Source organism: Xanthobacter tagetidis (assembly GCF_003667445.1).
Taxonomy (GTDB): domain Bacteria; phylum Pseudomonadota; class Alphaproteobacteria; order Rhizobiales; family Xanthobacteraceae; genus Xanthobacter; species Xanthobacter tagetidis.
On sequence record NZ_RCTF01000006.1, the window covers coordinates 84,205 to 107,771 of the forward strand.

At 70.7% G+C, this 23,567-nt stretch carries 18 protein-coding genes and 1 tRNA gene; 5 read left to right on the forward strand and 14 right to left on the reverse strand.

All coding sequences use genetic code 11. The annotated features are described in order from the left end of the window. Positions 1-14: 14 nt before the first annotated feature. The 6 genes from rpoB to rplK form a co-directional block, all read right to left on the reverse strand. Positions 15-4,091: a DNA-directed RNA polymerase subunit beta gene (gene rpoB, locus D9R14_RS09155; protein ID WP_121623023.1), complete on the reverse strand. Its 4,077-nt coding sequence runs from the start codon at positions 4,089-4,091 to the stop codon at positions 15-17. A gap of 274 nt (positions 4,092-4,365) precedes the next feature. Continuing rightward, on the reverse strand, positions 4,366-4,743 hold the full coding sequence (gene rplL / locus D9R14_RS09160; protein WP_121623024.1) for a 50S ribosomal protein L7/L12: 378 nt from the start codon (positions 4,741-4,743) through the stop codon (positions 4,366-4,368). Between the two features lie 72 nt (positions 4,744-4,815). Next, the gene (gene rplJ, locus D9R14_RS09165; RefSeq protein ID WP_121623025.1) at positions 4,816-5,334 is read right to left on the reverse strand and encodes a 50S ribosomal protein L10; all 519 of its coding nucleotides are present in this window, start codon (positions 5,332-5,334) and stop codon (positions 4,816-4,818) included. Between the two features lie 626 nt (positions 5,335-5,960). Then, a complete protein-coding gene (locus D9R14_RS09170; protein ID WP_121623026.1) occupies positions 5,961-7,886 on the reverse strand; it encodes an acyltransferase family protein in 1,926 nt (641 codons plus the stop codon). A gap of 132 nt (positions 7,887-8,018) precedes the next feature. Beyond that, complete coding sequence (gene rplA / locus D9R14_RS09175) at positions 8,019-8,726, reverse strand: 50S ribosomal protein L1 (protein ID WP_121623027.1); 708 nt, start codon at positions 8,724-8,726, stop codon at positions 8,019-8,021. 5 nt (positions 8,727-8,731) lie between these two features. Next, the gene (rplK, locus tag D9R14_RS09180; protein ID WP_121623028.1) at positions 8,732-9,181 is read right to left on the reverse strand and encodes a 50S ribosomal protein L11; all 450 of its coding nucleotides are present in this window, start codon (positions 9,179-9,181) and stop codon (positions 8,732-8,734) included. A 315-nt stretch (positions 9,182-9,496) separates the two neighbouring features. Between rplK and D9R14_RS09185 the strand changes: the two genes are divergently transcribed. Then, positions 9,497-9,799 (forward strand): DUF6460 domain-containing protein, encoded by a 303-nt coding sequence (locus tag D9R14_RS09185; RefSeq protein WP_121623029.1) that lies wholly within the window; start codon positions 9,497-9,499, stop codon positions 9,797-9,799. 82 nt (positions 9,800-9,881) lie between these two features. Here D9R14_RS09185 and D9R14_RS09190 read toward each other — a convergent pair whose 3' ends face one another. Next, positions 9,882-10,241: a DUF952 domain-containing protein gene (locus D9R14_RS09190; protein WP_121623030.1), complete on the reverse strand. Its 360-nt coding sequence runs from the start codon at positions 10,239-10,241 to the stop codon at positions 9,882-9,884. 155 nt (positions 10,242-10,396) lie between these two features. Between D9R14_RS09190 and D9R14_RS09195 the strand changes: the two genes are divergently transcribed. Next, positions 10,397-11,086, forward strand: a complete 690-nt coding sequence (locus D9R14_RS09195) for a S24 family peptidase (RefSeq protein ID WP_121623031.1) — start codon at positions 10,397-10,399, stop codon at positions 11,084-11,086. A gap of 15 nt (positions 11,087-11,101) precedes the next feature. On the opposite strand, the gene D9R14_RS09200 is transcribed toward D9R14_RS09195, so the two are convergent. The 3 genes from D9R14_RS09200 to D9R14_RS09210 all read right to left on the reverse strand — a co-directional run bounded on the left by D9R14_RS09200 (position 11,102) and on the right by D9R14_RS09210 (position 14,546). Beyond that, a complete protein-coding gene (locus tag D9R14_RS09200) occupies positions 11,102-12,733 on the reverse strand; it encodes a cisplatin damage response ATP-dependent DNA ligase (protein WP_121623032.1) in 1,632 nt (543 codons plus the stop codon). 387 nt (positions 12,734-13,120) lie between these two features. Continuing rightward, positions 13,121-13,417, reverse strand: a complete 297-nt coding sequence (locus D9R14_RS09205; protein ID WP_245420662.1) for a GIY-YIG nuclease family protein — start codon at positions 13,415-13,417, stop codon at positions 13,121-13,123. 91 nt (positions 13,418-13,508) lie between these two features. Then, a complete protein-coding gene (locus D9R14_RS09210; RefSeq protein WP_121623034.1) occupies positions 13,509-14,546 on the reverse strand; it encodes a ligase-associated DNA damage response exonuclease in 1,038 nt (345 codons plus the stop codon). 78 nt (positions 14,547-14,624) lie between these two features. On the opposite strand from D9R14_RS09210, the gene D9R14_RS09215 reads away from it, so the two are divergent. Then, positions 14,625-15,557, forward strand: coding sequence for a class I SAM-dependent DNA methyltransferase (locus D9R14_RS09215; protein ID WP_245420664.1), 933 nt, complete (start codon positions 14,625-14,627; stop codon positions 15,555-15,557). A 333-nt stretch (positions 15,558-15,890) separates the two neighbouring features. Next, positions 15,891-15,967 (forward strand) — tRNA-Met (locus D9R14_RS09220). On the opposite strand, the gene D9R14_RS09225 is transcribed toward D9R14_RS09220, so the two are convergent. Beyond that, positions 15,946-16,968, reverse strand: coding sequence for an alpha/beta fold hydrolase (locus D9R14_RS09225; RefSeq protein WP_184759499.1), 1,023 nt, complete (start codon positions 16,966-16,968; stop codon positions 15,946-15,948). The two genes, D9R14_RS09220 and D9R14_RS09225, sit on opposite strands and share 22 nt — an antisense overlap. Positions 16,969-17,429: 461 nt before the next feature. On the opposite strand from D9R14_RS09225, the gene D9R14_RS09230 reads away from it, so the two are divergent. Beyond that, complete coding sequence (locus D9R14_RS09230; RefSeq protein WP_245420666.1) at positions 17,430-17,816, forward strand: DUF983 domain-containing protein; 387 nt, start codon at positions 17,430-17,432, stop codon at positions 17,814-17,816. A 28-nt stretch (positions 17,817-17,844) separates the two neighbouring features. Here D9R14_RS09230 and D9R14_RS09235 read toward each other — a convergent pair whose 3' ends face one another. The 3 genes from D9R14_RS09235 to D9R14_RS09245 all read right to left on the reverse strand — a co-directional run bounded on the left by D9R14_RS09235 (position 17,845) and on the right by D9R14_RS09245 (position 23,505). Then, entirely contained in the window at positions 17,845-19,290 is a 1,446-nt protein-coding gene (locus D9R14_RS09235) for an aminotransferase-like domain-containing protein (RefSeq protein WP_121623035.1), read from the reverse strand. Between the two features lie 268 nt (positions 19,291-19,558). After that, positions 19,559-20,446, reverse strand: a complete 888-nt coding sequence (locus D9R14_RS09240) for a uracil-DNA glycosylase (RefSeq protein ID WP_121623036.1) — start codon at positions 20,444-20,446, stop codon at positions 19,559-19,561. Between the two features lie 239 nt (positions 20,447-20,685). Further along, positions 20,686-23,505 carry a [protein-PII] uridylyltransferase gene (locus D9R14_RS09245; RefSeq protein ID WP_121623037.1) on the reverse strand — a complete coding sequence of 940 codons (2,820 nt, stop codon included), beginning with the start codon at positions 23,503-23,505 and terminating at the stop codon, positions 20,686-20,688. Between the last annotated feature and the right edge of the window lie 62 nt (positions 23,506-23,567).

Genomic DNA, 23,567 nt, shown 5'->3' on the forward strand with positions numbered 1-23,567 from the left:
CGGGGCGACGCCCGTCAGGTGTTTTCCAGGTCGACGTTGAGGCCGAGCGAGCGCATTTCCTTCACGAGCACGTTGAAGCTCTCGGGAATGCCGCTCTCGAACGTGTCCTCGCCGCGCACGATGGCCTCGTAGACCTTGGTGCGGCCGGCGACGTCGTCCGACTTCACGGTCAGCATCTCCTGCAGCGTGTAGGCGGCGCCATAGGCCTCCAGCGCCCACACCTCCATTTCGCCGAAGCGCTGGCCGCCGAACTGCGCCTTGCCGCCCAGCGGCTGCTGGGTGACGAGCGAGTAGGGGCCGATGGAGCGGGCATGGATCTTGTCGTCGACCAGATGATGCAACTTGAGCATGTAGATATAGCCCACGGTCACCTTTCGGTCGAACGGCTCGCCGGTGCGCCCGTCGAACAAGGTGGACTGGCCGGAGGCGTCGAGCCCCGCCCGTTCCAGCTCCTTCTCGATGTCCGCCTCGTGGGCCCCGTCGAACACCGGGGTCGCCATGGGCACGCCCTTGCGCAGGTTCTCGCCCAGCTCCGGCAGTTCTTCGTCCTTGAGCTGGGTGATCTCCGGCTTGCCGTAGACGTTCTCCAGCGCCGAGCGCAGGGGCTTGAGGTCATGCTTGGCGTAGTAGGCGTCCACCGCCTGCGCCACCTGCCGGCCGAGGCCCGCGCAGGCCCAGCCGAGGTGGGTCTCCAGGATCTGGCCGACATTCATGCGCGAGGGCACGCCCAGCGGGTTGAGCACGATGTCCACGTTGGTGCCGTCCTCGAGGAACGGCATGTCCTCCACCGGCACGATGCGCGAGACCACGCCCTTGTTGCCGTGGCGGCCGGCCATCTTGTCGCCGGGCTGGATCTTGCGCTTCACCGCCACGAAGACCTTGACCATCTTCATGACGCCGGGGGGCAGCTCGTCGCCGCGCTGCAGCTTCTCGACCTTGTCGAGGAAGCGCTGCTCAAGGCGCTTCTTCGATTCGTCGTACTGGGCGCGGATCGCCTCGATCTCGGCCATCAGGGCATCGTCCGCCACCGCGAACAGCCACCACTGCGAACGCGGATACTCCGTGAGGATGTCGCGCGTGACGTTGGTGTCCTTCTTGAAGCCCTTCGGGCCGGCGATGGCGCTCTTGCCGTCGAGCAGCTCGGTCAGGCGGCCGTAGACGTTGCGGTCGAGGATCGCCTGCTCGTCGTCGCGGTCCTTGGCGAGACGCTCGATCTCCTCGCGCTCGATGGCGAGCGCGCGCTCGTCCTTGTCGACGCCGTGGCGGTTGAACACGCGCACCTCGACGACCGTGCCCTGCACGCCCGGCGGCAGGCGCAGCGAGGTGTCGCGCACGTCGGCGGCCTTCTCGCCGAAGATGGCGCGCAGCAGCTTTTCTTCCGGCGTCATCGGGCTCTCGCCCTTGGGGGTGATCTTGCCCACCAGGATGTCGCCGGCGCGCACCTCCGCGCCGATATAGACGATGCCCGCCTCGTCGAGGTTCTTCAGCGCTTCTTCCGAGACGTTCGGAATGTCGCGCGTGATCTCCTCCGGCCCGAGCTTGGTGTCGCGGGCCATGGCCTCGAATTCCTCGATGTGGATCGAGGTGAACACGTCCTCCTTGACGATGTTCTCCGAGAGCAGGATCGAATCTTCGAAGTTGTAGCCGTTCCACGGCATGAAGGCGACGAGCACGTTGCGGCCGAGCGCCAGCTCGCCCAGCTCCGTGGACGGGCCGTCAGCGATGATGTCGCCCTTCTTCACCTGGTCGCCCACGCGCACCAGCGGACGCTGGTTGATGCAGGTGGACTGGTTGGAGCGCTGGAACTTCATCAGCCGGTAGATGTCGACGCCCGACTTGGACGGGTCGGCCTCTTCCGTGGCGCGGATGACGATACGGGTCGCGTCCACCTGGTCGATCACGCCGGTGCGGCGGGCGGCGATGGCGGCGCCGGAGTCGCGGGCCACCACGGCCTCCATGCCGGTGCCCACCAGCGGCGCCTGCGAGCGCACCAGCGGCACCGCCTGGCGCTGCATGTTGGAGCCCATGAGCGCGCGGTTGGCGTCGTCGTTCTCAAGGAACGGGATCAGCGCCGCGGCCACCGAGACCAGCTGCTTCGGCGAGACGTCCATGAAGTCGACGCGGTCGGGCGTGACCAGGAGCACGTCGCCCGCATGGCGGCAGACGATCAGGTCCTCCTCGAAGCGGCCGTCCTTGTCGAGCGGGATGTTCGCCTGCGCGACGTAGTACTTGCCCTCCTCCATGGCGGAGAGATAGGCGACCTCGTCCGTCACCTTGCCGTCCACCACCTTGCGGTAGGGCGTCTCGATGAAGCCGTACTTGTTGACGCGGGCGAAGGTGGCCAGCGAGTTGATGAGGCCGATGTTCGGGCCTTCCGGCGTCTCGATCGGGCAGATGCGGCCGTAGTGCGTCGGGTGCACGTCGCGCACCTCGAAGCCGGCGCGCTCGCGCGTCAGACCGCCCGGGCCGAGCGCCGAGAGACGCCGCTTGTGCGTGATCTCGGAGAGCGGGTTGGTCTGGTCCATGAACTGCGAGAGCTGGGACGAACCGAAGAATTCGCGCACCGCCGCCGCCACAGGCTTGGCGTTGATCAGGTCCTGCGGCATCACAGTGTCGATGTCGACCGACGACATGCGCTCCTTGATGGCGCGCTCCATGCGCAGCAGGCCGACGCGGTACTGGTTCTCCATCAGCTCGCCGACGGAGCGGACGCGGCGGTTGCCGAGATGGTCGATGTCGTCGATCTCGCCCTTGCCGTCGCGCAGCTCCACCAGCGTCTTGATGACCGCGAGGATGTCCTCGCGGCGCAGCACCCGCACGGTGTCGGGGCAGTCGAGGTCAAGGCGCATGTTCATCTTCACGCGGCCGACCGCAGAGAGGTCGTAGCGCTCCGGATCGAAGAACAGCGAGTGGAACATGGCCTGCGCCGAATCGAGCGTCGGCGGCTCGCCCGGGCGCATCACGCGGTAGATGTCGAACAGGGCATCCTCGCGCGTGACGTTCTTGTCCGCGGCGAGCGTGTTGCGGATGTAGGCGCCGGTGTTGACGTGGTCGATGTCGAGCACCGGGATCTCGTTGTACCCGGCCTCCTCCAGCGTCTTCAGCAGCTTGTCGGTGATCTCGTCGCCCGCCTCGGCGTGGATCTCGCCGCTCGCCGTGTCCACGAGGTCCTCGGCGATGTACTGGCCGACCATCTCCTCGTCCGAGATCTTCAGGGCCTTGAGGCCCTTCTCGGCGAGCTGGCGGGCGGCGCGCACGGTGAGCTTCTTGCCGGCCTCGACGACGATCTCGCCGGTGTCGGCGTCGACCATGTCGGAGACCGCCTTGTAGCCCTTCATGCGCTTGGGATCGAACGGCATGCGCCAGCCGTCCTTCGCCCGCGAGAAGGCGATCTTCTCGTAGAAGGTGTCGAGGATCTCCTCGCTGTCGAGGCCCAGCGCGAACAGCAGGCTCGTCACCGGCACCTTGCGGCGGCGGTCGATGCGCGCATAGACGATGTCCTTGGCGTCGAACTCGATGTCGAGCCAGGAGCCGCGATAGGGGATGATGCGGGCCGCGAACAGGAGCTTGCCCGAGGAGTGGGTCTTGCCCTTGTCATGGTCGAAGAAGACGCCCGGCGAGCGGTGCATCTGCGAGACGATGACGCGCTCCGTGCCGTTGACGATGAACGTGCCGTTCATGGTCATCAGCGGGATGTCGCCGGTATAGACGTCCTGCTCCTTGATGTCCTTGACGGACTTCGCGCCGGTGTCCGGGTCCACATCGAACACGATGAGGCGCAGCGTCACCTTGAGCGGGGCGGCGAACGTCATGCCGCGCTGGCGGCACTCGTCCACGTCATACTTCGGCGGCTCGAACTCGTAGCGCACGAATTCGAGCATGGCGGCGCCGGAGAAGTCCGAGATCGGGAAGACCGACTTGAACACGGCCTGCAGGCCGTCGTCGTCGCGTCCGCCCTTGGGCTCCTCGATCTGGAGGAACTGGTCATAGGACGCCTTCTGAACCTCGATGAGGTTCGGCATCTCAGCCACTTCCTTGATCTTGCCGAAGAACTTGCGGATCCGCTTACGACCGGTGAACGTTTGCGCCATCTCGATCCTCGTCCGTCCTGGTCCAATCGGGCCGGCTCCCTTGTGCCTCATGAGAGAGGCGGGCTCGCCGCGCCGGCTCCGGAACCTTCATCTGCCATCGGTGCCGGAACGGGGTGAGGGCGAAGCGCCATCCCCTTCCAGCACCATGACGGCTCTCCCGGGAGCCGCGAGGCTTTCGCCTCGGCCGGCTGCCGGGAGAACCGTCTCTAACCGCGCCGCCGCGCCTTCCGGCCGGCGGTGGAAAGGGTCCCGGCCAAAGCCGGGACCCCAAAGCTCACTTGAGCTCGACCTTGGCGCCAGCCTTCTCGAGCTGGGCCTTGAGCTTCTCGGCCTCGTCCTTGGAGACGGCCTCCTTGACGGGCTTCGGAGCGCCTTCGACCAGGTCCTTGGCTTCCTTGAGGCCCAGGCCGGTGATGGCGCGCACTTCCTTGATGACCTCGATCTTCTTGTCGCCGGCGGCGGCAAGCATCACGGTGAACTCGGTCTGCTCCTCCACCGGAGCGGCAGCGGCGGCAGCGCCCGGAGCGGCGGCAACGGCCACGGCGGCGGCGGCGGAGACGCCCCACTTCTCCTCGAGGAGCTTCGCCAGCTCGGCGGCCTCGAGAACGGTCAGGGAGCTGAGCTCGTCGACGAGCTTGGTCAGGTCAGCCATTTTCGTTTGTCCTTAAGATAGGTTCGAATTTGAGATTTGCGAGATCGGGCCGCGCGATGCGCGGCCGCTGCCTCACGCCGCTTCGTCCTGCTTGGCATACGCCCCGAACACGCGCGCGAGCTTGGCAGCCGGCGCGGTGGTGAGCTGAGCGATCTTGGTCGCCGGGGCCTGGATGAGGCCGACGAGCTTGGCGCGCAGTTCATCAAGGGACGGCATGGTGGCAAGCGCCTTCACACCGTCCGCGTTCAGGGGCGTGGTGCCCATCGCACCGCCGAGAATCACGAACTTGTCGTTGGTCTTGGCGAAGTCGACGGCCACCTTCGGCGCCGCCACCGGATCGCTGGAATAGGCGATCAGGGTGGGTCCCTTCAGGAGGGACGCCACATGGGCGACGTCTGAGCCTTCCAGAGCGATCTTGGCGAGGCGGTTCTTGGCCACCTTCACGGTCGCACCCTGGGCCTTCATCTGCCGGCGAAGCGCCTGCATCTGGGCCACGGTGAGGCCGGAATAGTGGGCCACCACGACGACGGACGTGTTCTTGAACACGTCCGAAAGCGTCGTGACGAGCTCTTGCTTTTCCGCTCGATCCACGTCTGGCTCTCTTTAAGCCTATGGCGGTATCATCAGGGAGATACCGCCGGTTGCGCCTTGCCGCTTCCGCGGCCGGGTTGCCTGTCGCGGGAGCTTGCCCCCGCTTGAAGCATGCCGGCCGCATTCCGCGACGCTCACATGCCCTGTCCCCCCGGCTCCAGGCCGGACGGAACGTCCGGAGCGGAACGCAAGGCGCTGGTTCGAACCGATCTTCCACGCCCCCGCCACGGCGGAGGCGCACAAAAATTCCGGTCTTCCCCGTCTATGCTGGCTCCCCAGGGTCCGCCTCGGGCGAGGCGGGTGGCGAGAATTAAGCCTTGGCAAATCGCCGCGGCGCCTGCAGTCTCGGACAGGACTTTCATCTGCTTCGGCACCCCATCGACCGCAAAACGGCCGACGAAACAGGCGCTTGACAGACGATAAGGCCGGGCGGGCGAACCCTCCCAGCCCTTCCGCCCGGTCAAAGGCGGAAGCTCAAAATCCAAAATCCCATGTGGCCGGAGCCGCGTGGGAAACAGCCCATATAAAGCCTCGCGCGCCGCTTGTCACGACTCGCGGCGCATTTTTTGCTTTAGCGGCCCGTCCGGTCCCCATCGCGCGGCAGCAGCCCGGCGGCGCCCGGCGTCCTACCGCCCGTTCGCCCGCCCGTCTCCCCCGTCTTGCCCCGCGCCCTGCCATCCCGGCGGGAACAGGAAGGCCGCGAGCTTCGGCCCCATGGCCCGCGCCGCCGCGCCCGAGAGATGGTCCGGGTCGATCAGCAGCAGGTCCTCCCGCGCATAGGGACTGCACGGGGCCTGGCCGATGGCGCAGAAGGCCTGCTGTGTGTCGAAGACGCGGGCCGCTCCCGCGCCGTCGACCATGGCGAGGCGCGACGCTTCAGCCGCCGCGTTCGCGAAGGGGTAGGCCCCGCTCAACGGATTGTCTCCGCTTTGCGCCCGCGCCGCCATCTCATCCCGGATCCGGGGAAAGGCCGGCATGGGCGAGGCCCACAGGACGGAATGTCCGGCGGCGGCGAAGAAGGCGCCGGCGGCGGCGATGTCGTCGGGGCTGAGGGCGCCGGCGGAGACCGACTGGGCGAGGAGGACGCGCAGGCCCGGACGTCCCTTCAGCTTCTCCAGCGCCATGACGAAGAACGCCCGGCATTCCGGCCTCATGAGCCGCGGCACCACGGAGCAGCCGGCGCCCGTCGCCTGGGCCGGCTCGATGCCCGCGGCGCGCAGCGCGAATGCCTTGTCCGCCGCGTGGCTGTCCCCGGCGACGAGGACAGTCGCGCCGGGTCCCTCCCCCAGGCAGTTCCACTGCGCCAGGAACGGCTCGGGCGCCCCGCGATTGGCCCTGAGGTGGCAGGCGTCCGTGCGGATGCCGTCGGCGCGGCTGCTGGCCTCGCGCTCGAACTGAGCCGTGACGGCCACATAGGCCGGCCGCACCAGGAAGGAGAGCCCGTTGGTCCCCGCGACCAGAACCGCAAATGCCAGGGTCGCGGCGCTGGCCGATCCGATCGCGGCAAGGAAGGGCCTCAAGGGCATGCGCCGCCGGTCGCGGGCCGGCTGCTCGATGAAGCGCCATGTGGCCCAGGCGAGCGGGAAGCAGGCGGCGACGAGGGCGCCGGCCAAAGTCGGGGACAGGTCGTCGGTCGTGGCGAGGCGGGCAAGCGCGAGAACGGGCTGGTGCCAGAGATAGAGCGCATAGGAGATGAGCCCGACCGCCACCAGAGGCCGCCACGCCATCGCCGACGCCACCGGCTCGCCACGGTCGGGCGCATAGAGCACCAGCGCGGCGCCGACCACCGGCACCAGCATGGCGAGCCCGGGCAGGCGCATGGCCTCATGATAGGTTGTGACCGCCAGCGCGATGAGCAGAAGCCCGACGACGCGCATGGCCGTCGGCGTCCATGATCCCGGCACCGGGGGCAGGCGGGACCGCGCCAGCGTGACCAGCACGCCCGCCAGAAGCTCCCAGCCGCGCGACTGCAGCAGGTAATAGGCCGAGGCCTTGTCCCATCGCGTCAGCGCCTGGCTGTAGAGGAGCGAGAGCACCGCGAGGACCGCCACGACGAGCGGAAGCTTCAATCTTGAGCCGCCCGCGAGGGCGATCACCAGCAGGGGAAAGAGGATGTAGAACTGCTCCTCGATCCCCAGCGTCCAGGTATGGATCAGCGGCTGGAGCTTCGCGGCGGTGGCGAAATAGTCGGTGGCGGCCCAGAAATAGATATTCGCGGTGAACGTGAGGGCCGCGATGCTGGACTTGGCGATCTCCGCGAGCCGAAACGGCGCGACGATGAAGGCCGCGGCCACGCAGGTGGCGATGATCACCGTGAGCAGCGAAGGCAGGAGGCGGCGCGCCCGCCGCTCATAAAAGCGCGCAAGGGAGAATTCGCCCTGCGCGCGCTGCTCGATGATGATGCCGGAAATCAGGTAGCCGCTGATGACGAAGAAGACGTCGACGCCCACGAATCCGCCCGAGAATGCCGGCACCCCCGCGTGGAAGAACACGACCGGCAGCACGGCGATCGCGCGCAGACCATCGATTTCCGGGCGGTAGCGCGCGCTCATCTCAAGGGATTACCCGACGGCTTCCAGCGGGCCGCTGAGAAACGGAGTCACAAACAGGGCCGCGCCCTTGTCGCCTTGGAAGCGGCCCTGAAGGAAATGGCCGGGTCGAGCCCGGCCATTCCAGAACGTGCCTCAGGCGCCGCCGGCGCCCAGAACCGACGCGGGCTCGATCTTGAGGCCCGGGCCCATGGTGGACGACACCGCCACGCGCTGGACATAGGTGCCCTTGGCGCCGGTCGGCTTGGCCTTCACCACCGCGTCCACGAAGGCGCGGATGTTCTCGGCCAGCTTGTCGGCCGGGAACGAGGCCTTGCCGACGCCGCCATGGATGATGCCGGCCTTCTCGACGCGGAACTCCACCGCGCCGCCCTTGGCGGCGGCGACGGCGCCCTTCACGTCCATGGTCACGGTGCCGACCTTCGGGTTCGGCATCAGGCCGCGCGGGCCGAGCACCTTGCCGAGGCGGCCGACCAGCGGCATCAGGTCCGGGGTGGCGATGCAGCGATCGAACTCGATCTTGCCGCCCTGGATGGTCTCCAGCAGGTCCTCTGCGCCGACGATGTCGGCACCCGCCGCCTTGGCCTCGTCGGCCTTGGCGCCGCGGGCGAACACCGCCACGCGCACGGTGCGGCCGGAGCCGTTCGGCAGGTTGCACACGCCGCGGACCATCTGGTCCGCATGGCGCGGGTCGACGCCGAGATTGAGCGCCACCTCGATGGTCTCGTCGAACTTGGCGGTCGCGCGCTCCTTCAGGAGCGTGAGCGCCTCGTCGAGGCCGTAGAGCTTGGTGCGGTCGATGCCCTCGTGGGCGGCGCGGATGCGCTTGCCTTCCTTCGCCATGACGCTCACTCCTGAACCTGGAGGCCCATGGAGCGGGCCGAGCCTTCGATCATCTGGACGGCGGCCTCAACGGAGTCGCAGTTCAGATCCTTCATCTTCTTCTCGGCGATCTCCGCGAGCTGGGCGCGCGTGACCTTGCCGACGAAGGTGCCCTTGCCGGGCGTCTTCGAGCCGGAGCCGGGCTTCTTCTTGGTCTCAAGGCCTGCGGCCTTCTTGAGGAAGTAGGAGACCGGCGGGGTCTTCAGCTCGAAGGTGAAGGAACGGTCCTGGAAGGCCGTGATCACCACCGGGATCGGCATGCCCTTTTCGAGCTGCGCGGTCTGGGCGTTGAACGCCTTGCAGAATTCCATGATGTTCAGGCCGCGCTGGCCGAGCGCGGGGCCGATCGGCGGAGCCGGATTGGCGCTGCCGGCGGGCACCTGCAGCTTGACGTAGCCTGCGATTTTCTTCGCCATGGAAGAACTCCCCGGCGTTCCGGCTGCCGGCCGGAAACGCCAAAGCACGCCGCCGCGACGGCTGATCGCGGTTCGGCGCTGTCCGAGGATCGCGGTAGCGGCGCGTTACTTCCGGCTGGCGAACCGGACACGCCTCCCGCGTATGGTGCACCGACGCGCGGCGCGGGCGATCCGATACAGGAATTCCGCCGGCGAGGGAAGCCCCGGCGGTGCCGGGCGCCCCCGGCTCGAAGTCCGGACGCCAGCGACCGGTGCGGCGACATGTCTCCCGTTCGCAAGCCGGGCGTGGTAGACGGGCGGATCGAGGAGTGCGCCATGTCCGACAATCGCGAACTGAGCAGCCGTCCCGGCACCGGTGCCGACCTGAAGCGCTTCTTCGGCGGCTCGCCCGCCTGGGTCATCGCCCGCCTCATCCTCCTGTCCGTGGTGGTGGGCGTGATCATGGCGGCGCTCGGCCTCGACCCCGCCAACATCCTCCAGAGCCTCGTGGATCTGGTACGGAACCTGTTCAATTTCGGCTTCGAGGCGGTGGAGCGCCTGTGGCGCTACTTCCTGCTGGGGGCGGTGATCGTCGTCCCGCTGTGGCTGATCCTGCGCATCTCCCGCGCCGGCCGCTGACCGATCCGGCCTCGCAAGCGCGCCTGAGACGGCGCGCTTGGGGGCGCCCGGCCGGGCGCCCGGGCGAGCACTTGGCGGGCGCCTAGGGAATGTGGTCCGGGAAGATGTGGACCCCGTCCGCCCCGAGCGGCAGGTCATCGACCCGGCGCACCGCCGCAAGCGGCAGCGGGCCGTAGAGATGGGGGAACAGGTCCCCGCCGCGCGAGGGCTCCCATTTGAGCGCCGGCCCCAGCGCTTCAGTCGCCACCGCGACAAGCTTGAGTTCCGCGAGGCCCGAGAAGTGCCGCCGCGCGGTTTCGCGCACCTGTTCCGCAGTGGAAAAATGGATGAAGCCGTCCGTCACGTCCACCGGCGCGCCGAAGAACACGCCGTTCGCCTCCGCCTTGCGCCAGAGCGGGGCCGGGCAGATCTTGAACACGAGAGCGGCAGCGGGCGGGGTCAAATCGAGGCTCCGGGAAGGCGGGACCTTCCAGCTAGCCCGTCCGCACCGCCGACGCCAGCCCTTCCTGCTCCGCACGCCGACGCGGATTGAAATCCTGGACAAATCAGGAACAAATTCTTATCGTGCCCGGGCAGTCAGCGAGGGAACGCGCACGCATGCTCACGCACGGGCAAATCTGGCGGGCGCTGGATCGCCTCGCTGAACGCCATGGCCTCTCCACCTCAGGGCTCGCCAAAAGGGCCGGGCTCGACCCCACCACCTTCAACCGCTCCAAGCGGGTGACGGGGGACGGACGACCGCGCTGGCCCTCCACCGAGAGCATCGCCAAGGCGCTGTCCGCGACCGGGGCGGGCGTCGAGGATTTCGTCGCTCTGCTCGACGCCGGGGGCCGCGCCGACGGCTTCGCCGAGGGCGCGACGCCGATCGAGGGCGAACTCGCCCCCGAGGCCGCCGGCGCCGGCCGGGTCATCCCGATGATCGAGCTCGCCGATGCGGGCGCGGCCGACGCGTTCGACGACGGCGGGCTGCCGGCCGGCCCCGCCTGGGACGACATCGTCTTCCCCGAGCTTGCGGACGGACAGGCCTATGCGCTGGAGATCTGCGGCCCGGCGTTCGCGCCGGTCTATCGCGACCGGGACGTGCTGGTGGTCTCCCCCGCCGCCGCCGTGCGGCGCGGCGACCGGGTGGTGGTGAAGGCGCGCGACGGCGCGCTTCTGGTGCGCGAATTCCTGCGCCGGACCGCCCGGCAGGTGGAGGTGCGCGCGCTCGGCGCCCCGCACGAGACGCAACATCTGCCGCTCAAGGACATCGCCTTCATCGCCCGGATCGTCTGGGCGAGCCAGTAATGCGTGCGCCGCGCCTCAGCGGATCAGCGCCTCCAGCGTCTCCAGCCGGTCCGCCTCGCGCGGCGGCTTGTCCCACCTCAGGCGCGCGACGCGGGGAAAGCGCATGGCGACGCCCGAGCGGTGGCGCGCCGAGCGGGCGAGGCCCTCGAAGGCGATCTCCAGCACCAGGCCCGCGTCCGGCTCGTGCACCACCTCGCGCACCGGGCCGAAGCGGTTGACGGTGAAGCGCCGCACGAACGCGTCGATCTTCTTCAGCTCCTCGTCGGTGAAGCCGAAATAGGCCTTTCCCACCGGCACCAGCACGTCGCCGGCCTCGCCCTTCGTCCACACCCCGAAGGTGTAGTCGGAATAGAAGGACGAGCGCTTGCCGTGCCCGCGCTGGGCATACATCAGCACGGCATCCACCGTGTGCGGGTCGCGCTTCCACTTCCACCACGGGCCTTTCGGCCGGCCCGGCAGATAGGGGCTGTCGGCGCGCTTCATCATCACGCCCTCCACCGCCGCGGCATCGATGCCGGCCCCGAACGCGCCGGGGGCGGCGCGCGCCGCCGTCAGCTCCGCCCAGGAGGCGAACGGCACCAGCGGCGAGAGGTCGAGCCGCCCGCCGCTCGGATGGGCGGCGACGAAGGCCGCGAGGCGCTCGCGCCGCGTCCGGAACGGCATCTCGCGCAAGTCCGCCCCGCCTTCGGCCAGGAGGTCGTAGGCGCGGATATGGGCCGGGAACTCCGCCAGCATCTTGCCGGTGACGGCCTTCCGGTTGAGCCGCTGCTGCAGCACGTTGAACGGCTCCACCCGGCCGGCGCGCACCACCAGCAGCTCGCCGTCGATGGCGCCCTCGAAGTCGAGCGCCTCCAGGAGGTCGGGAAAGGCCGGGGAGATGTCTTCCCCGGTGCGGGAATAGAGCCGCAGCACAAGCGCGCCCGCCGCGTCGCGCGCCGCCACCGCCTGCACGCGGATGCCGTCCCACTTCCATTCGGCCATGAAGTCGCCGGGCGAAAGCTGGGAGAAGTCCGCCTCCTCGATGGCATGGGCGAGCATCACGGGCCGGAACGGCACGGGATCGGTGGTCTCAGGCCGTTCGCCGCGCCCTTCCGCCCAGGCGAACAGCTCCGGATACGGCGGCTTGAGGCCCGGCCACACCAGTTCCACGTCGTCGGGCGCGAGGCCGCCGAGGCTCGCCACCGCGGTCTTGGCGAGCCGGGCCGAGGCGCCGACGCGCAGCGCGCCGGTGATGAGCTTCAGCAGCGCCCAGCGGCCGGTCTCGTCCAGGCCGTCGAGCCAGCCGGCGAGGGCGCCGGGCAGGGCGGACTTGGGCAGGCTCGCGAGCCCGGCGACGATCTCCGACAAAGGCGGCGCGTGGGCCAGCGCCCCCTCCGGACGCGGCCACATGAGGGCGACGGTCTCGGAGAGGTCGCCCACATAGTCGTAGGACATCTCGAACAGGACCGGGTCGGCCCGCTCCATGATGAGGGCGCGCACCAGCCCCGGCTTGGCATTGGCGAAGGACAGCGCGCCGGTCAGCGCCGCCAGCGCCCACCCCCGCTCGGGATCGGGCGTGGACGCGAAATAGTCCGCCATGAGCCGAACCTTGGCATTGCGCCCGGCCTCGTAGGCCATGCGGTCGAGCAGCGCGGCGAACCGGTTCATGGCGGCGGCCCTCCCGCCGCCGTCGCGCCCGGCACGTCGTCTTGTCCGACCGCCACAGCCATGTCCCCAACCGTCATGCCCCGGCTCGTCCGGGGCATCCACCCGGCCATTTGCCCGACGGGCGACGAATTCGCGCCCGGCCGCCCCGCCGGAAATTGGAGGCAGAAGACGCGGCTCACCTTTGCCCCTCCGGCCGTCCCTGCACGACGGTGGATGCCCCGGACAAGCCGGGGCATGACGGCGGTGTGCGATTGCCCTGCACCGTCTTCTCTCCCGTCATCGCCATTTTCCCAGCCGTCGCCCTTTCCCCAACCGTCATGCCCCGGCTCGTCCGGGGCATCCACCCAGCCGCTCCTCCTGCGCTGGGGGCATTGGCGCTGCGTGCTTTCATGGCTGGGCGATCCCATCATAGAGATCACGCCAATGGGGGTTCTCCCGCTCGATCAGGTTCATCTTCCAGTCGCGCGGCCATTTCTTGAGGCGCTTTTCGCGGGTGATGGCCCCCAGGGCCGTATCATGCTGCTCGTAATAGACCAGCCGCATCACGGAATGGCGCTTGGTGAAGCTTCTTCCCTCGCCTTCACGATGCTCGAAGGCGCGCCGGACAAGATCGTTGGTTACGCCCACATAGAGCGTGCCATTGGGCGCGCTCGCCAGAATATAGACGTAGAAGACGCGGCTCACCTTCGCCCCTCCGTTCGTCCCTGCACGACGGTGGATGCCCCGGACAAGCCGGGGCATGACGGCGGTGTGATGGTGGTGTGGAAGCCGCCCCTCATCCTTCCGCCTCACCGGACGACGTGCCGTCCTCCTCCTCCTCCTCGCCGTAGCCCACCATGTGGAGCGGGCGGGCGCGGAGCTGGCGGGTGTGGGCCCAGTGGACCAGGGCGTCCTCGGCGCCGTGCGTCACCCACACCTCCTCGCAGCCGGTGGCGCGGATGGTGGCGGTCAGCCCGTCCCAGTCCGCATGGTCGGAGATGACCAGCGGCAGCTCGACGCCGCGCTGGCGCGCCCGCGCGCGCACCCGCATCCAGCCCGAGGCGAGGCAGGCGACGGGATCGGCGAAGCGCCGCGCCCACAGGTCGGTCATGGCATGGGGCGGGGCGATGACGACGGCGCCCGGGAACGCCTTCCTGTCGGTGCCCTTCACCGGGCGGATGTCGCCGAAGTCGGCGCCGCGCGCCTGATAATATCCGGTGACCGCCTCCAGCGCGCCGTGGATGTAGATCGGCCCCGCATGGCCGGCGCGGCGGATCAGCGCCATCATGCGCTGCGCCTTGCCGAGCGAATAGGCGCCGACGATGTGGGTGCGCTCCGGGAACAGCCGCACCGAGGCGACGAGCTTCGCCGCCTCCGCGTCCGGGTCCGGATGGCGGAACACCGGCAGGCCAAAGGTCGCCTCGCTGACGAAGACGTGGCAGCGCTGCACCGCGAGCGGCGCGCAGGTGGGGTCGGCAGCGTCCTTGTAGTCACCCGAGGCGACGATGGTGAGGCCGCGCCAGTCGAGCCGCACCTGCGCCGAGCCCAGCACGTGCCCCGCCGGATGCAGGCTGACCGCGACGCCGCCGACCTCGATCCGCGCCCCGAGCGCGAGCGCCTGGGTCGTCCCGGCGAAGCCCGCGCCGAGGCGCAGGGCCATGATGTCCAGCGTCTCGCGGGTGGCCAGCACCTGCCCGTGGCCGGCGCGGGCATGGTCGGAATGGGCGTGGGTGATGACCGCGCGCGGCACCGCGCGCACGGGATCGATGTGGAAGTCGCCCGCCGGGCAATAGAGGCCCTGGGGCGAGGGGCAGAGCAGGTCTTCGGGTCGCATGGCTGGATCGGGGGGCAATCGGAGTTATATGGGGCGCGAGACGGGCGTTTCGAGCCCCGCGCATCACCGGAGGTTTCCGTGGCATCCCCAACGCTTCCCGGCACGACCTCCGGCGACGCCGCGCTCGACCGGCGGCTCGACTGGGCGCGGTCTTATGCCGAGGGCGGCGACAGGGAGGCCGCCGCCGGCATGCTGGCCGACCTCGTGATCGAGGCGCCGCAATTCGTCGCCGCCTGGTTCCTCCTGGGCGAGACGCTGGAGGCGGCCGGCGACCTGGAGGGCGCCGCCGACGCCTTCCGCGAGGCGCGCGAGCGGGCGCCGGACGACATGATGGGGGCGGGCCTGCGCCTCGCCCGGCTCGGGGCGGTTCCCGCCACGGGCGCCATGTCGCCAGCCTATGTGCGCACCCTATTCGACCAGTATGCCGGGCGCTTCGACGCCGCGCTGCGCACCCGCCTCGCCTATCGCGGGCCGGAGGTGCTGGCCGGCGCGCTCGAAGCGGCCTGTGCCGCCTTGGGCCGGCCGCTCGCCTTCGCCCGCGCGCTCGACCTCGGCTGCGGCACCGGCCTCGCCGCCCCGCTTATCGCGCCCTGGGTGGCGCGGCTGGAGGGCGTCGACCTCTCGCCCGCCATGCTGGCGCAGGCGGAGCGGCTCGGCCTTTATGGGGGCCTGCGCGCGGCGGAGATGGGCGCCGACCTTGAGGCGGCCGAGCCGGGCATCTACGACCTGATCCTGGCGGCGGACGCCTTGTGCTACGTGGCCGAGCTGGGCCCGCTGCTCGGCGCCGCGCGGCGTGCGCTGGCGCCGGGCGGGCTTGTGGCGGCGACGCTGGAGACCCATGAGGGCGCAGGCGTGATCCTGCGCGACACCCTGCGCTACGCCCACGGCCGCGCGCACCTTGTGGCGGCGGCCGAGGCGGCGGGGCTTGCGATCATTTCGCTGGACACGGTCTCCACCCGCACCGAGAAGGGCATCCCGGTTCCGGGCCTCGTGGCGGTGCTGGGCGGGTAGCTTTGGCGATCACCGGCACGGCCTCCGGCCTGTCGCTCCCAGGCGCTGCGCCTTTGGCGTCGGCCGGCACGCCGCCCGAAAGCCGACCGGCGCGCCGATGCCGGACGCCAAAAGCGCGGCGGTAGCACAGCCAAAGGAGAGCCGGGCCGCAAGGGGTTGGCCATGCCGGGGGGCCGGCAGTCCGGGGCTAAGAAAATCCGCCGGGAAGCGGCGGGGATGCAGCCCCCACGGCCCTCCCGCACGAGACATTCCCGTCCCTTGGCGTTCCTTGACAGCCAATCGCCCGCTCCCCTATATGCGGGCCTTCCCGCGCGGCCCTTGGGCCGGCGGCGTGGCAGCGTAGCTCAGTTGGTGAGAGCGCCGGATTCATAACCCGGAGGTCGGCGGTTCAAGTCCGCCCGCTGCTACCACTCGCATCTCCCGTCCGATCCTCCTCCAGAAGACCGTGCGCCGCCAGGAAGCCGCGCGTCGCCGCGCGCGCCTCGCCCGTGCGGCCGACCAGCAGATGGCCGCCGCTCTCGAACACCATGAGGCGCGCCCCCCTGATGCCGGCCGCCGCCCGGGACGCGGCGGGCAGGGTGTTGAAATGATCGTCGCGCGCGGTGATGACCAGGGTCGGCGCTGCGATCCGCTCCACGGGCATGTCGTGTGGAACATAGGCGCTGTCGATGCGGATACCCTCGGCGCGTGCCGAAAGGGGGGCGACGGCGGCGATGGTGGCCGCGATGCGGGCGCGCTCCGCGCCATCCGCCGCCGCGAGCACATCCGGCGGCACGCCGACGAACCGCACCACCAGGGACGGGGCAAGCCCGCGCAGCGCCCACCAGAAGAAATCGCCGCCCGCCTTCACCACGGCGAAGGCGAGCCGGCTGCCGCCCGTCGGGTCGACCGCCACCGGGCTTTCCGGCGCGTGGAGCGCCGGGACCGCGAGGATCAGCGCCGCCACCCGCTGGGGATGGCGCACGGCGAACGCGACGGCGGAGCGCGCTCCCGCCGACAGGCCGAGCACGATCGCGCGGTCGATGCCGAGATGGTCGAGCAAGGCGGCATGGGCATCGGCCTGGGCGTCGACCTGCGCGCGCGGATCGCCCGCCGCCGGCACGGGTGTCCGCAGATAGCCGAAGCGCGAGGGAGCGACCACGCGAACGCCCTCGCCCACCAGCTGGGCGGCGATGGCGAGGCCCTGGTCGAAGCCGCCGCCGGCGCCGTGGATCGACAGCAGCGCCGGACCGCTGCCCGCCTCGGCATATTCCACCGGCCCGGCGTCCAGCGGGGCGACGCGGCTGCCGTCGGCCACTGCCGCTCGCGCGGCCGCCATGGCGGCGCCGTAGCGCCGCGCGACGAGGACGGCGCCGGTTATGGCGGCCAGGCCGGCGATCGCGGCAGCGGCGAGGGGCAAGGCAGACGGCATGCGCGCTCCTGTGGCCGGCCGGCGCTCCCGCCAGGGCCGCGCGGCTCCCAACCGCAGGAGCCTGGGGCAAAGCGGGTGCGATCCGCCGGGTGGCGGCGGAGCCGCGCGATCGGCGGTCGCATCTTCCCCCGGTCCGGCATCCGCGGCCAGCCGTATCCGGCGCCACCGGCGACCGACCAAATGTCGCAGATGCGTCTGCATACGATTTTATGAATTGTATGTATATAGACGGAAGGAGATGCGCCCGTTCTGCCCCTCGTGCAGCTCGGTCCGGTTCCCGGCGCCCATGCGGCCCGCGATCGGCGGCCGGGATTTGGCGGGACTTCGCGGGAGACTTGGGACCGCGGCGGGAGACTTGGCGAGACCGCGGTGGATTCTGCGGAACCAAGGCGCGGGACTGTGCGGGACTTGTGCGGGACTCGCCCGTGGTCCCGCCGGCGGACGCGAGACGAGGTGATGAGATGATGTCGAGATCCTGGCCGCGGCTGTCACCCCTGAAGACCGGCCTGCGGGGGCGCTGCCCGCGCTGCGGCGAGGGGCACCTCTTCGCCGGCTTCCTGACGCTCGCGCCGCGCTGCGAGGTGTGCGGGCTCGACTACAGCTTCGCCGACCCGGCGGACGGCCCGGCCTTCTTCGTCATCACCTTCGGCTGCCTGCCCTCCACCCTCTTCGCCATCTGGCTGGAGGTGGCCCATCAGGCGCCCTATTGGGTGCACCTCGTCACCACCCTGCCGCTCCTCCTCGCCACCTGCATCCCGCCCTTGCGGCCGCTCAAGGGGTGGCTGGTGGCGGAGCAGTATGTCCACAAGGCCGAGGAGGGCCGACTCGCCGGGCCGGTGTCGAAATAATCCTTTTTCAGCAGCGTCTTGCGGCCGATCAGACGAGATCGTAGGGCGCCCCTCCGGTGCCGGCGATGAGCTGCGCCAGCTGGCCCAGCGCGGTCGCGAGGCGCGCTTTGTCCGGCAGGCTGCCGAGCGAGAGGCGCACCGCGTCCGGCACCGGCCCGCTCACATGGAAGGCGTCCGCGGGCGCGAGGCCGAGCCCGGCAAGCCGGGCCGCCTCCGCCAGTCGCAGCCGGTCCCACCGCGCCGGCAGCGGCAGCCAGACATGCAGCCCGAAAGGGTGGGCGAACCCTTCCGGCAAAAGGGTGCGCGCCACCTCCTGCCGGGCCGCCGCTTCGCGGCGCACCCCGGCCAGCAAGGCGGCGGCGGAGCCGTCGCGGATCCAGGTGGTGACGAGCGCGCCCATCAGCGGCGCCGGCATCTGGTTGAGCGCCCGCAGCGCCCGCGCAAGACGCCCCGCCCCCTCGGCCGAGGGGGCCACCAGGAAGGCGGTGCGCAGCCCCGGCGACAGGGCCTTGGACAGGGTGGCGACGTGCCAGACCCCCTGCGGCCGGAGCACCGCCAGCGGCGGCGGAGCGTCGCCCGCGAGGGGCCAGTAGGGATCGTCCTCGATCACCGGAACGCCCTGGGCCGCCGCGGTTTCCGCCAGCGCCCGGCGGCGCGATTCGGACAGGGTGCGGGCGGTGGGATTGGCGATGGTCGGCACCAGATAGAGCGCCTTCGGCGACAGGCGCCGGCAGGCGGCGGCGAGGGCCTCCGGGTCCATGCCCGCGCCATCGCCGGGAACCCCCTCCAGCGTCAGGCCGAGCTGGGCCGCGGCATTGCGCAGGCCGGGATAGGTCAGCGCCTCGCAGAGCACGACGTCGCCCGGCCGGGCGAGGCTGGTCAGCAGCGCCGCAAGGCCCGCCTGGGCGCCGGGGGCGACGACGATGCGGGCCGGGTCGAGGGCGCCGAAGGCGGGGGCGAGCCAGGACGCCGCGGCGGCCCGCTCCGCCAGCGCGCCCGGGCCGGCGTGATAGGACATCAGCCGATCGACGCTGGCGCGGCGGATCACCTCGGCGAGGCCATGGCCGATGAGGTCTGCGAGCCGCAGGCCGGCGGGCGGCGGCGGGATGTTCATACTGAGGTCCACCGGCGGCCCCGAGCGGTCGCCGGCGGCGGAAACGAAGGAGCCGCGGCCGGTCACGGCCTCCAGCAGATGGCGCTGGCGCGCCTCGGCATAGGCGCGGGTGACGGTGGTGAGGTCGATGCCGAGCGCCTTGGCGAGGCTGCGCTGCGGCGGCAGCCGGTCGCCCGGCCGCAGCGCCCCGGCGGCGAGCCCCGCCTCGATGGCGCCGACGATCTGGAGATAGACCGGCCCGCCGGCGGCATCGAGCGCCGGCAGCCAGGCCGGGACGGACCCCTGAGTCCGCCCAAATCCCGCGTCGTCGGTCTCGCCGGCGTCGATCGCCCCCAGTATGGACCCAACCCGTTGTTTCATTTCCAGTTCCCGCCCTGCCGGCGACACCGCGGCGGCGCGGACCGGTCCGGAAGACCACGCCGGTCCCGCGCCTGCAGTCCCCGTGGTCTCCCGGCCAGGCCTGCGCCGCCCGCCCGGGCGGTTCCCCCCACCGGCTTCCGCCGAAGTCCCGCTCACCCTCCTGGTCGGACGATGCCGGAGCGGCCTCCGGATGATGCGCAACATTGTATGGATCGGCGCCGCCGCGCAACCGGGCGCGAATGCCGACCTTCGCCGGCGCGCTCCGCCGTCAGCCCTTCCCGGCCGCCAGCAGGGCCTCGACCGCCAGCAGGTCGCGCCAGGCGAGGCGCTTTCCGGCGGGGGTGCGCAGCAGATAGGCCGGGTGGAAGGTGGCGATGGCCCGGATGGTCCGCGTCCCGGTGTCGTAGTCCATCACCCGGCCGCGCAGGCGGGTGATGCCCTCGGTGGTGGCGAGCAGCGCCTGGGCCGAGGGGCCGCCGAGGCACACCAGCACGTCCGGGTCGGCCAGCTCGATCTGCCGGGTGATGAAGGGCAGGCAGATGGCGGTCTCCTGCGGCGTCGGCGTGCGGTTGCCGGGCGGCCGCCAGGGAATGACGTTGGCGATGTAGGCGCCGGTGCGGTCGATCCCGATGGCGCCGAGCATCAGGTCCAGCAGCCGCCCCGAGCGGCCGACGAAGGGCAGGCCCTGCTCGTCCTCCTCGCGGCCCGGCGCCTCGCCCACGAACATCACCTTGGCCGCGGGATTGCCGTCGGCGAACACGAGGCGGCTCGCGGTCTTCTTCAGCGCGCAGCCGTCGAAGCCGTCCATGATGGCGCGCAGCGCCTCCAGGCTGCCGGCTTCGCGCGCCGCCTCCCGCGCCGCCATGGCGGCGGCGTCGGGCGCGTGGGGCGCGGCTGCGGGGGCGACGGCCGGCGGGGCCGCCGTGCGCGGCGCAGGCCGGGGCGCGGCGCGCGCCGGCTCGGACCGTAGGACGTCGCGGCGCGCCGGCTCCTCTGTCGGCGCCGCAGCGCTCGCCCGCCGCGCGGCGAGGCGCGCGGCCTCGGCCGCGCTCTCGGCGAAGCGGTCCACCGGCGCCTCGCCCACGGCCACATCAACGCCCGCTTCCAGGTGGAAGGCGAGGATGTCGTGCCAGTCCTCGTGCGATCGCTCGGCCATGGGTTCCGCGGCAGATGGGGGTCCTGGGGGTCTTCTAGCACGGCTGGCGCGGGAAGGCCCGGGGCCGGACAAGGCAGAGCGGCGGACCTCGATCACGCCGGACGCCGGTCATGCCTCATTGCGTGCGGGCCCCTCCCCACCCCTCCCCCGCATGCGGGAGAGGGAGCTGGTCCGGGCTCCATTCGAACGGAGACGCGACACGATGCGGGGCCTTCCCCGCCCCGCCCGGCGCCCCCGCCTCAGGCCCGCGCGGCGCGGCGCGGGGCTTCCTCGTCGTCGCTGGCGCCTTCGAACACCGCCACCAGCGCGCGGCGGATGGCCGACTGGCGCGCGGCGCCGGTGATCTTCGCGCCCATCAGGTCGGTGACGTAGAACACGTCCACCGCCCGCTCGCCGAAGGTCGCCACATGGGCCGAAGCGATGTTGAGGTTCAGCCGCGACAGCGTGGTGGTGAGCTCGAACAAGAGGCCCGGCCGGTCGAGGCCGGAGACCTCCACCACGGTGTGGCGGTTCGACCAGGAATTGTTCACCGTCACCTCCGGCTCCACCGAGAAGGTGCGCCGGCCCTTCGGCAGCTTGCGGGCGATCACCTCCGGCAGCCGCACCTCGCCGGCCAGCGCCTTCTCGATGGCGTCCTTCACCTTGTCGGCGCGCCGCCGCTCGTCCTCGTCGCGCTCGAAGGCGCGGCGGATGGAGATGGTGTCGAGCGCGAGCCCATCCGTGGTGGTGGAGATGTGGGCGTCGACGATGTTCGCCCCCGCGGAGGCGCAGGCGCCGGCGATCACCGAGAGCAGCTTGGGATGGTCCGGCGCCAGCACCATCAGCGTGGTGATGCCGCGGGCCGGGTCCAGCTCCGCATGCACGGCGAGCGGCTTGCCCGCCGCCTCGGTGGCGTCCACGAAGCGGGCATGGATCAGCTTGGTGTCGAGGTCCACCCGCAGCCAGTAGGGCGGATAGTGGCGCGCGGCATAGGCGGCCACCTTGTCGTCCGACCAGTCGGCGAGCGCGTGGCGGAACTGGGCCTGGGCCACGGCGACGCGCTTGCCGCGGTCCACCTCGGAGAAGCCGCCGGTGAGCACCGGCTCGGTCTCGTAATAGAGCGTGCGCAGGAGCTGCGCCTTCCAGCCGTTCCAGGTGCCCGGCCCCACCGCGCGGATGTCCGCCGTGGTGATGATGGTGAGCAGCTTCATGCGCTCGAGATTCTGCACCACGGCGGCGAAGTTCTCGATGGTCTTGCGGTCCGAGAGGTCGCGCGACTGGGCGACGGTGGACATCACGAGATGCTGCTCCACCAGCCAGGCGACCGTCTCGGTCTCCACCGCCGAGAGGCCGAAGCGCGGGCACAGGCGCCGGGCGATGCGGGCGCCGGCGACGGAATGGTCCTCGGGCCGGCCCTTGGCGATGTCGTGCAGCAGCAGCGCCACATAGAGCAGCGCCCGGTTCTTCACGGTCGCCATGAGGTCGTTGGCGAGGCCGTTCTCGGGGTTCGACTTGCGCTCGATCTCGGAGAGGATGCCGATGCAGCGCAGCAGGTGCTCGTCCACCGTGTAGTGGTGGTACATGTTGAACTGCATCATGGCGACGACCTTGCCGAACTCCGGCACGAAGCGCCCGAGCACGCCGGCCTCGTTCATGCGCCGCAGCACCGTCTCCGGCGCATTGCGCGAGGCGAGCACCTCCAGGAACAGGCGGTTGGCTTCCTCGTTCTCGCGCAGGTCCGCGTCGATCAGCGCCAGCGAGCGGGCGGCGAGCCGCATGGCATCGGGATGCAGCGCGAGGTCGCGCTTGTCGGCGATGTGGAACAGGCGGATGAGGTTGACCGGATCGCGCTTGAACGCCTCCTCGTCGGCCACGTTCAGGCGGTCATGGTCGACGATGAAGTCGGCGCTCTCCTTCAGCGCCACCGTGCGCGAGCGGCCGGACAGGCGCTGCACCATGCCCTTGAGGCCGGGCACCGGCTTGTCGTGGCGCTCCTCCAGCGCAGCGGAGAGGATGGCGGTGAGGTCGCCCACGTCCTTCGCCACCAGGAAATAGTGCTTCATGAAGCGCTCGACGTCGCGCTGGCCGGGATGCTCGGTGTAGCCGAGGCGCTCGGCCATATCCCGCTGCAGGTCGAACGACAGGCGCTCCTCGGCGCGGCCGGTGAGGAAGTGCAGGTGGCAGCGCACCGACCACAGGAAGTCCTCGCAGCGGGTGAACAGCCGCGCCTCCTCGCGGGTGAACACGCCCTTCGCCACCAACTGGCCGGTGGCGCGCACGCGGTAGACGTATTTCGCGATCCAGAACAGCGTGTGCAGGTCGCGAAGGCCGCCCTTGCCGTCCTTGACGTTGGGCTCCACCAGATAGCGCGACTGGCCGGCGCGGCGCAGGCGCTCCTCGCGCTCGGCCATCTTGGCGGCGACGAACTCGGCGGCGGTGCCCTCCACCACCTCCTTGTCGAAGCGGCGCTCCAGGTCCTCGAACAGCGCCTTGTCGCCCACCAGGAAGCGCGCCTCCAGGATCGAGGTGCGGATGGTGACGTCGGCGCGCGCCTGGCGCAGCGATTCGTCCACCGAGCGGGTGGCGTGGCCCACCTTCAGGCCGAGGTCCCACAGCATGTAGAGCATGGCCTCGGCCACGCTCTCGCCCCAGGCGGTCTGCTTGTAAGGCAGAACGAACAGGATGTCGGTGTCCGAGCCCGGCGCCAGCATGCCGCGCCCGTAGCCGCCCACCGCCGCCACCGCCATGCGCTCGGAGCGCGAGGGGTTGTCCATGGGGTAGAGCAGCGTGGTCGCGACCTCGAAGGCGGCCTGGATGATGGCATCCTGGAGCGCGGACAGGCGCTGGGCGCAGCAGCGGCCGCACCCCTCTTCCATCAGCAGCCGCTCGGCCTCGGCCCGGCCTTCCGCCAGCGCACTCTTCATGCGCGCCACCACCGCCTGCCGCAATTCCAGGTCGCGACCCTGATGGGCGCGGGCGATTTCGAGAATCTCGGCCTTGAGCGCCTTGCCCTCGAAACGCTCGCCGATGGTCCGGGTGGCCCGCGGGGTGCGGGGGGCGGTGGTGCGCAGGATGTTCATGGACCAAGTTATGCGCGAGATGGCGCAGGGCGTCGAGGGGCGCGGCGCCGCGCGGCACATGC

What these genes read in the sequence shown, in the direction of transcription:
- rpoB (WP_121623023.1), bottom strand. Translation starts at nt 4,091, where the DNA reads ATGGCGCAAACGTTCACCGGTCGTAAGCGGATCCGCAAGTTCTTCGGC.
- rplL (WP_121623024.1), bottom strand. Translation starts at nt 4,743, where the DNA reads ATGGCTGACCTGACCAAGCTCGTCGACGAGCTCAGCTCCCTGACCGTT.
- D9R14_RS09170 (WP_121623026.1), bottom strand. Translation starts at nt 7,886, where the DNA reads ATGAGCGCGCGCTACCGCCCGGAAATCGATGGTCTGCGCGCGATCGCC.
- rplA (WP_121623027.1), bottom strand. Translation starts at nt 8,726, where the DNA reads ATGGCGAAGGAAGGCAAGCGCATCCGCGCCGCCCACGAGGGCATCGAC.
- rplK (WP_121623028.1), bottom strand. Translation starts at nt 9,181, where the DNA reads ATGGCGAAGAAAATCGCAGGCTACGTCAAGCTGCAGGTGCCCGCCGGC.
- D9R14_RS09185 (WP_121623029.1), top strand. Translation starts at nt 9,497, where the DNA reads ATGTCCGACAATCGCGAACTGAGCAGCCGTCCCGGCACCGGTGCCGAC.
- D9R14_RS09195 (WP_121623031.1), top strand. Translation starts at nt 10,397, where the DNA reads ATGCTCACGCACGGGCAAATCTGGCGGGCGCTGGATCGCCTCGCTGAA.
- D9R14_RS09200 (WP_121623032.1), bottom strand. Translation starts at nt 12,733, where the DNA reads ATGAACCGGTTCGCCGCGCTGCTCGACCGCATGGCCTACGAGGCCGGG.
- D9R14_RS09210 (WP_121623034.1), bottom strand. Translation starts at nt 14,546, where the DNA reads ATGCGACCCGAAGACCTGCTCTGCCCCTCGCCCCAGGGCCTCTATTGC.
- D9R14_RS09225 (WP_184759499.1), bottom strand. Translation starts at nt 16,968, where the DNA reads ATGCCGTCTGCCTTGCCCCTCGCCGCTGCCGCGATCGCCGGCCTGGCC.
- D9R14_RS09230 (WP_245420666.1), top strand. Translation starts at nt 17,430, where the DNA reads ATGATGTCGAGATCCTGGCCGCGGCTGTCACCCCTGAAGACCGGCCTG.
- D9R14_RS09235 (WP_121623035.1), bottom strand. Translation starts at nt 19,290, where the DNA reads ATGAAACAACGGGTTGGGTCCATACTGGGGGCGATCGACGCCGGCGAG.
- D9R14_RS09240 (WP_121623036.1), bottom strand. Translation starts at nt 20,446, where the DNA reads ATGGCCGAGCGATCGCACGAGGACTGGCACGACATCCTCGCCTTCCAC.
- D9R14_RS09245 (WP_121623037.1), bottom strand. Translation starts at nt 23,505, where the DNA reads ATGAACATCCTGCGCACCACCGCCCCCCGCACCCCGCGGGCCACCCGG.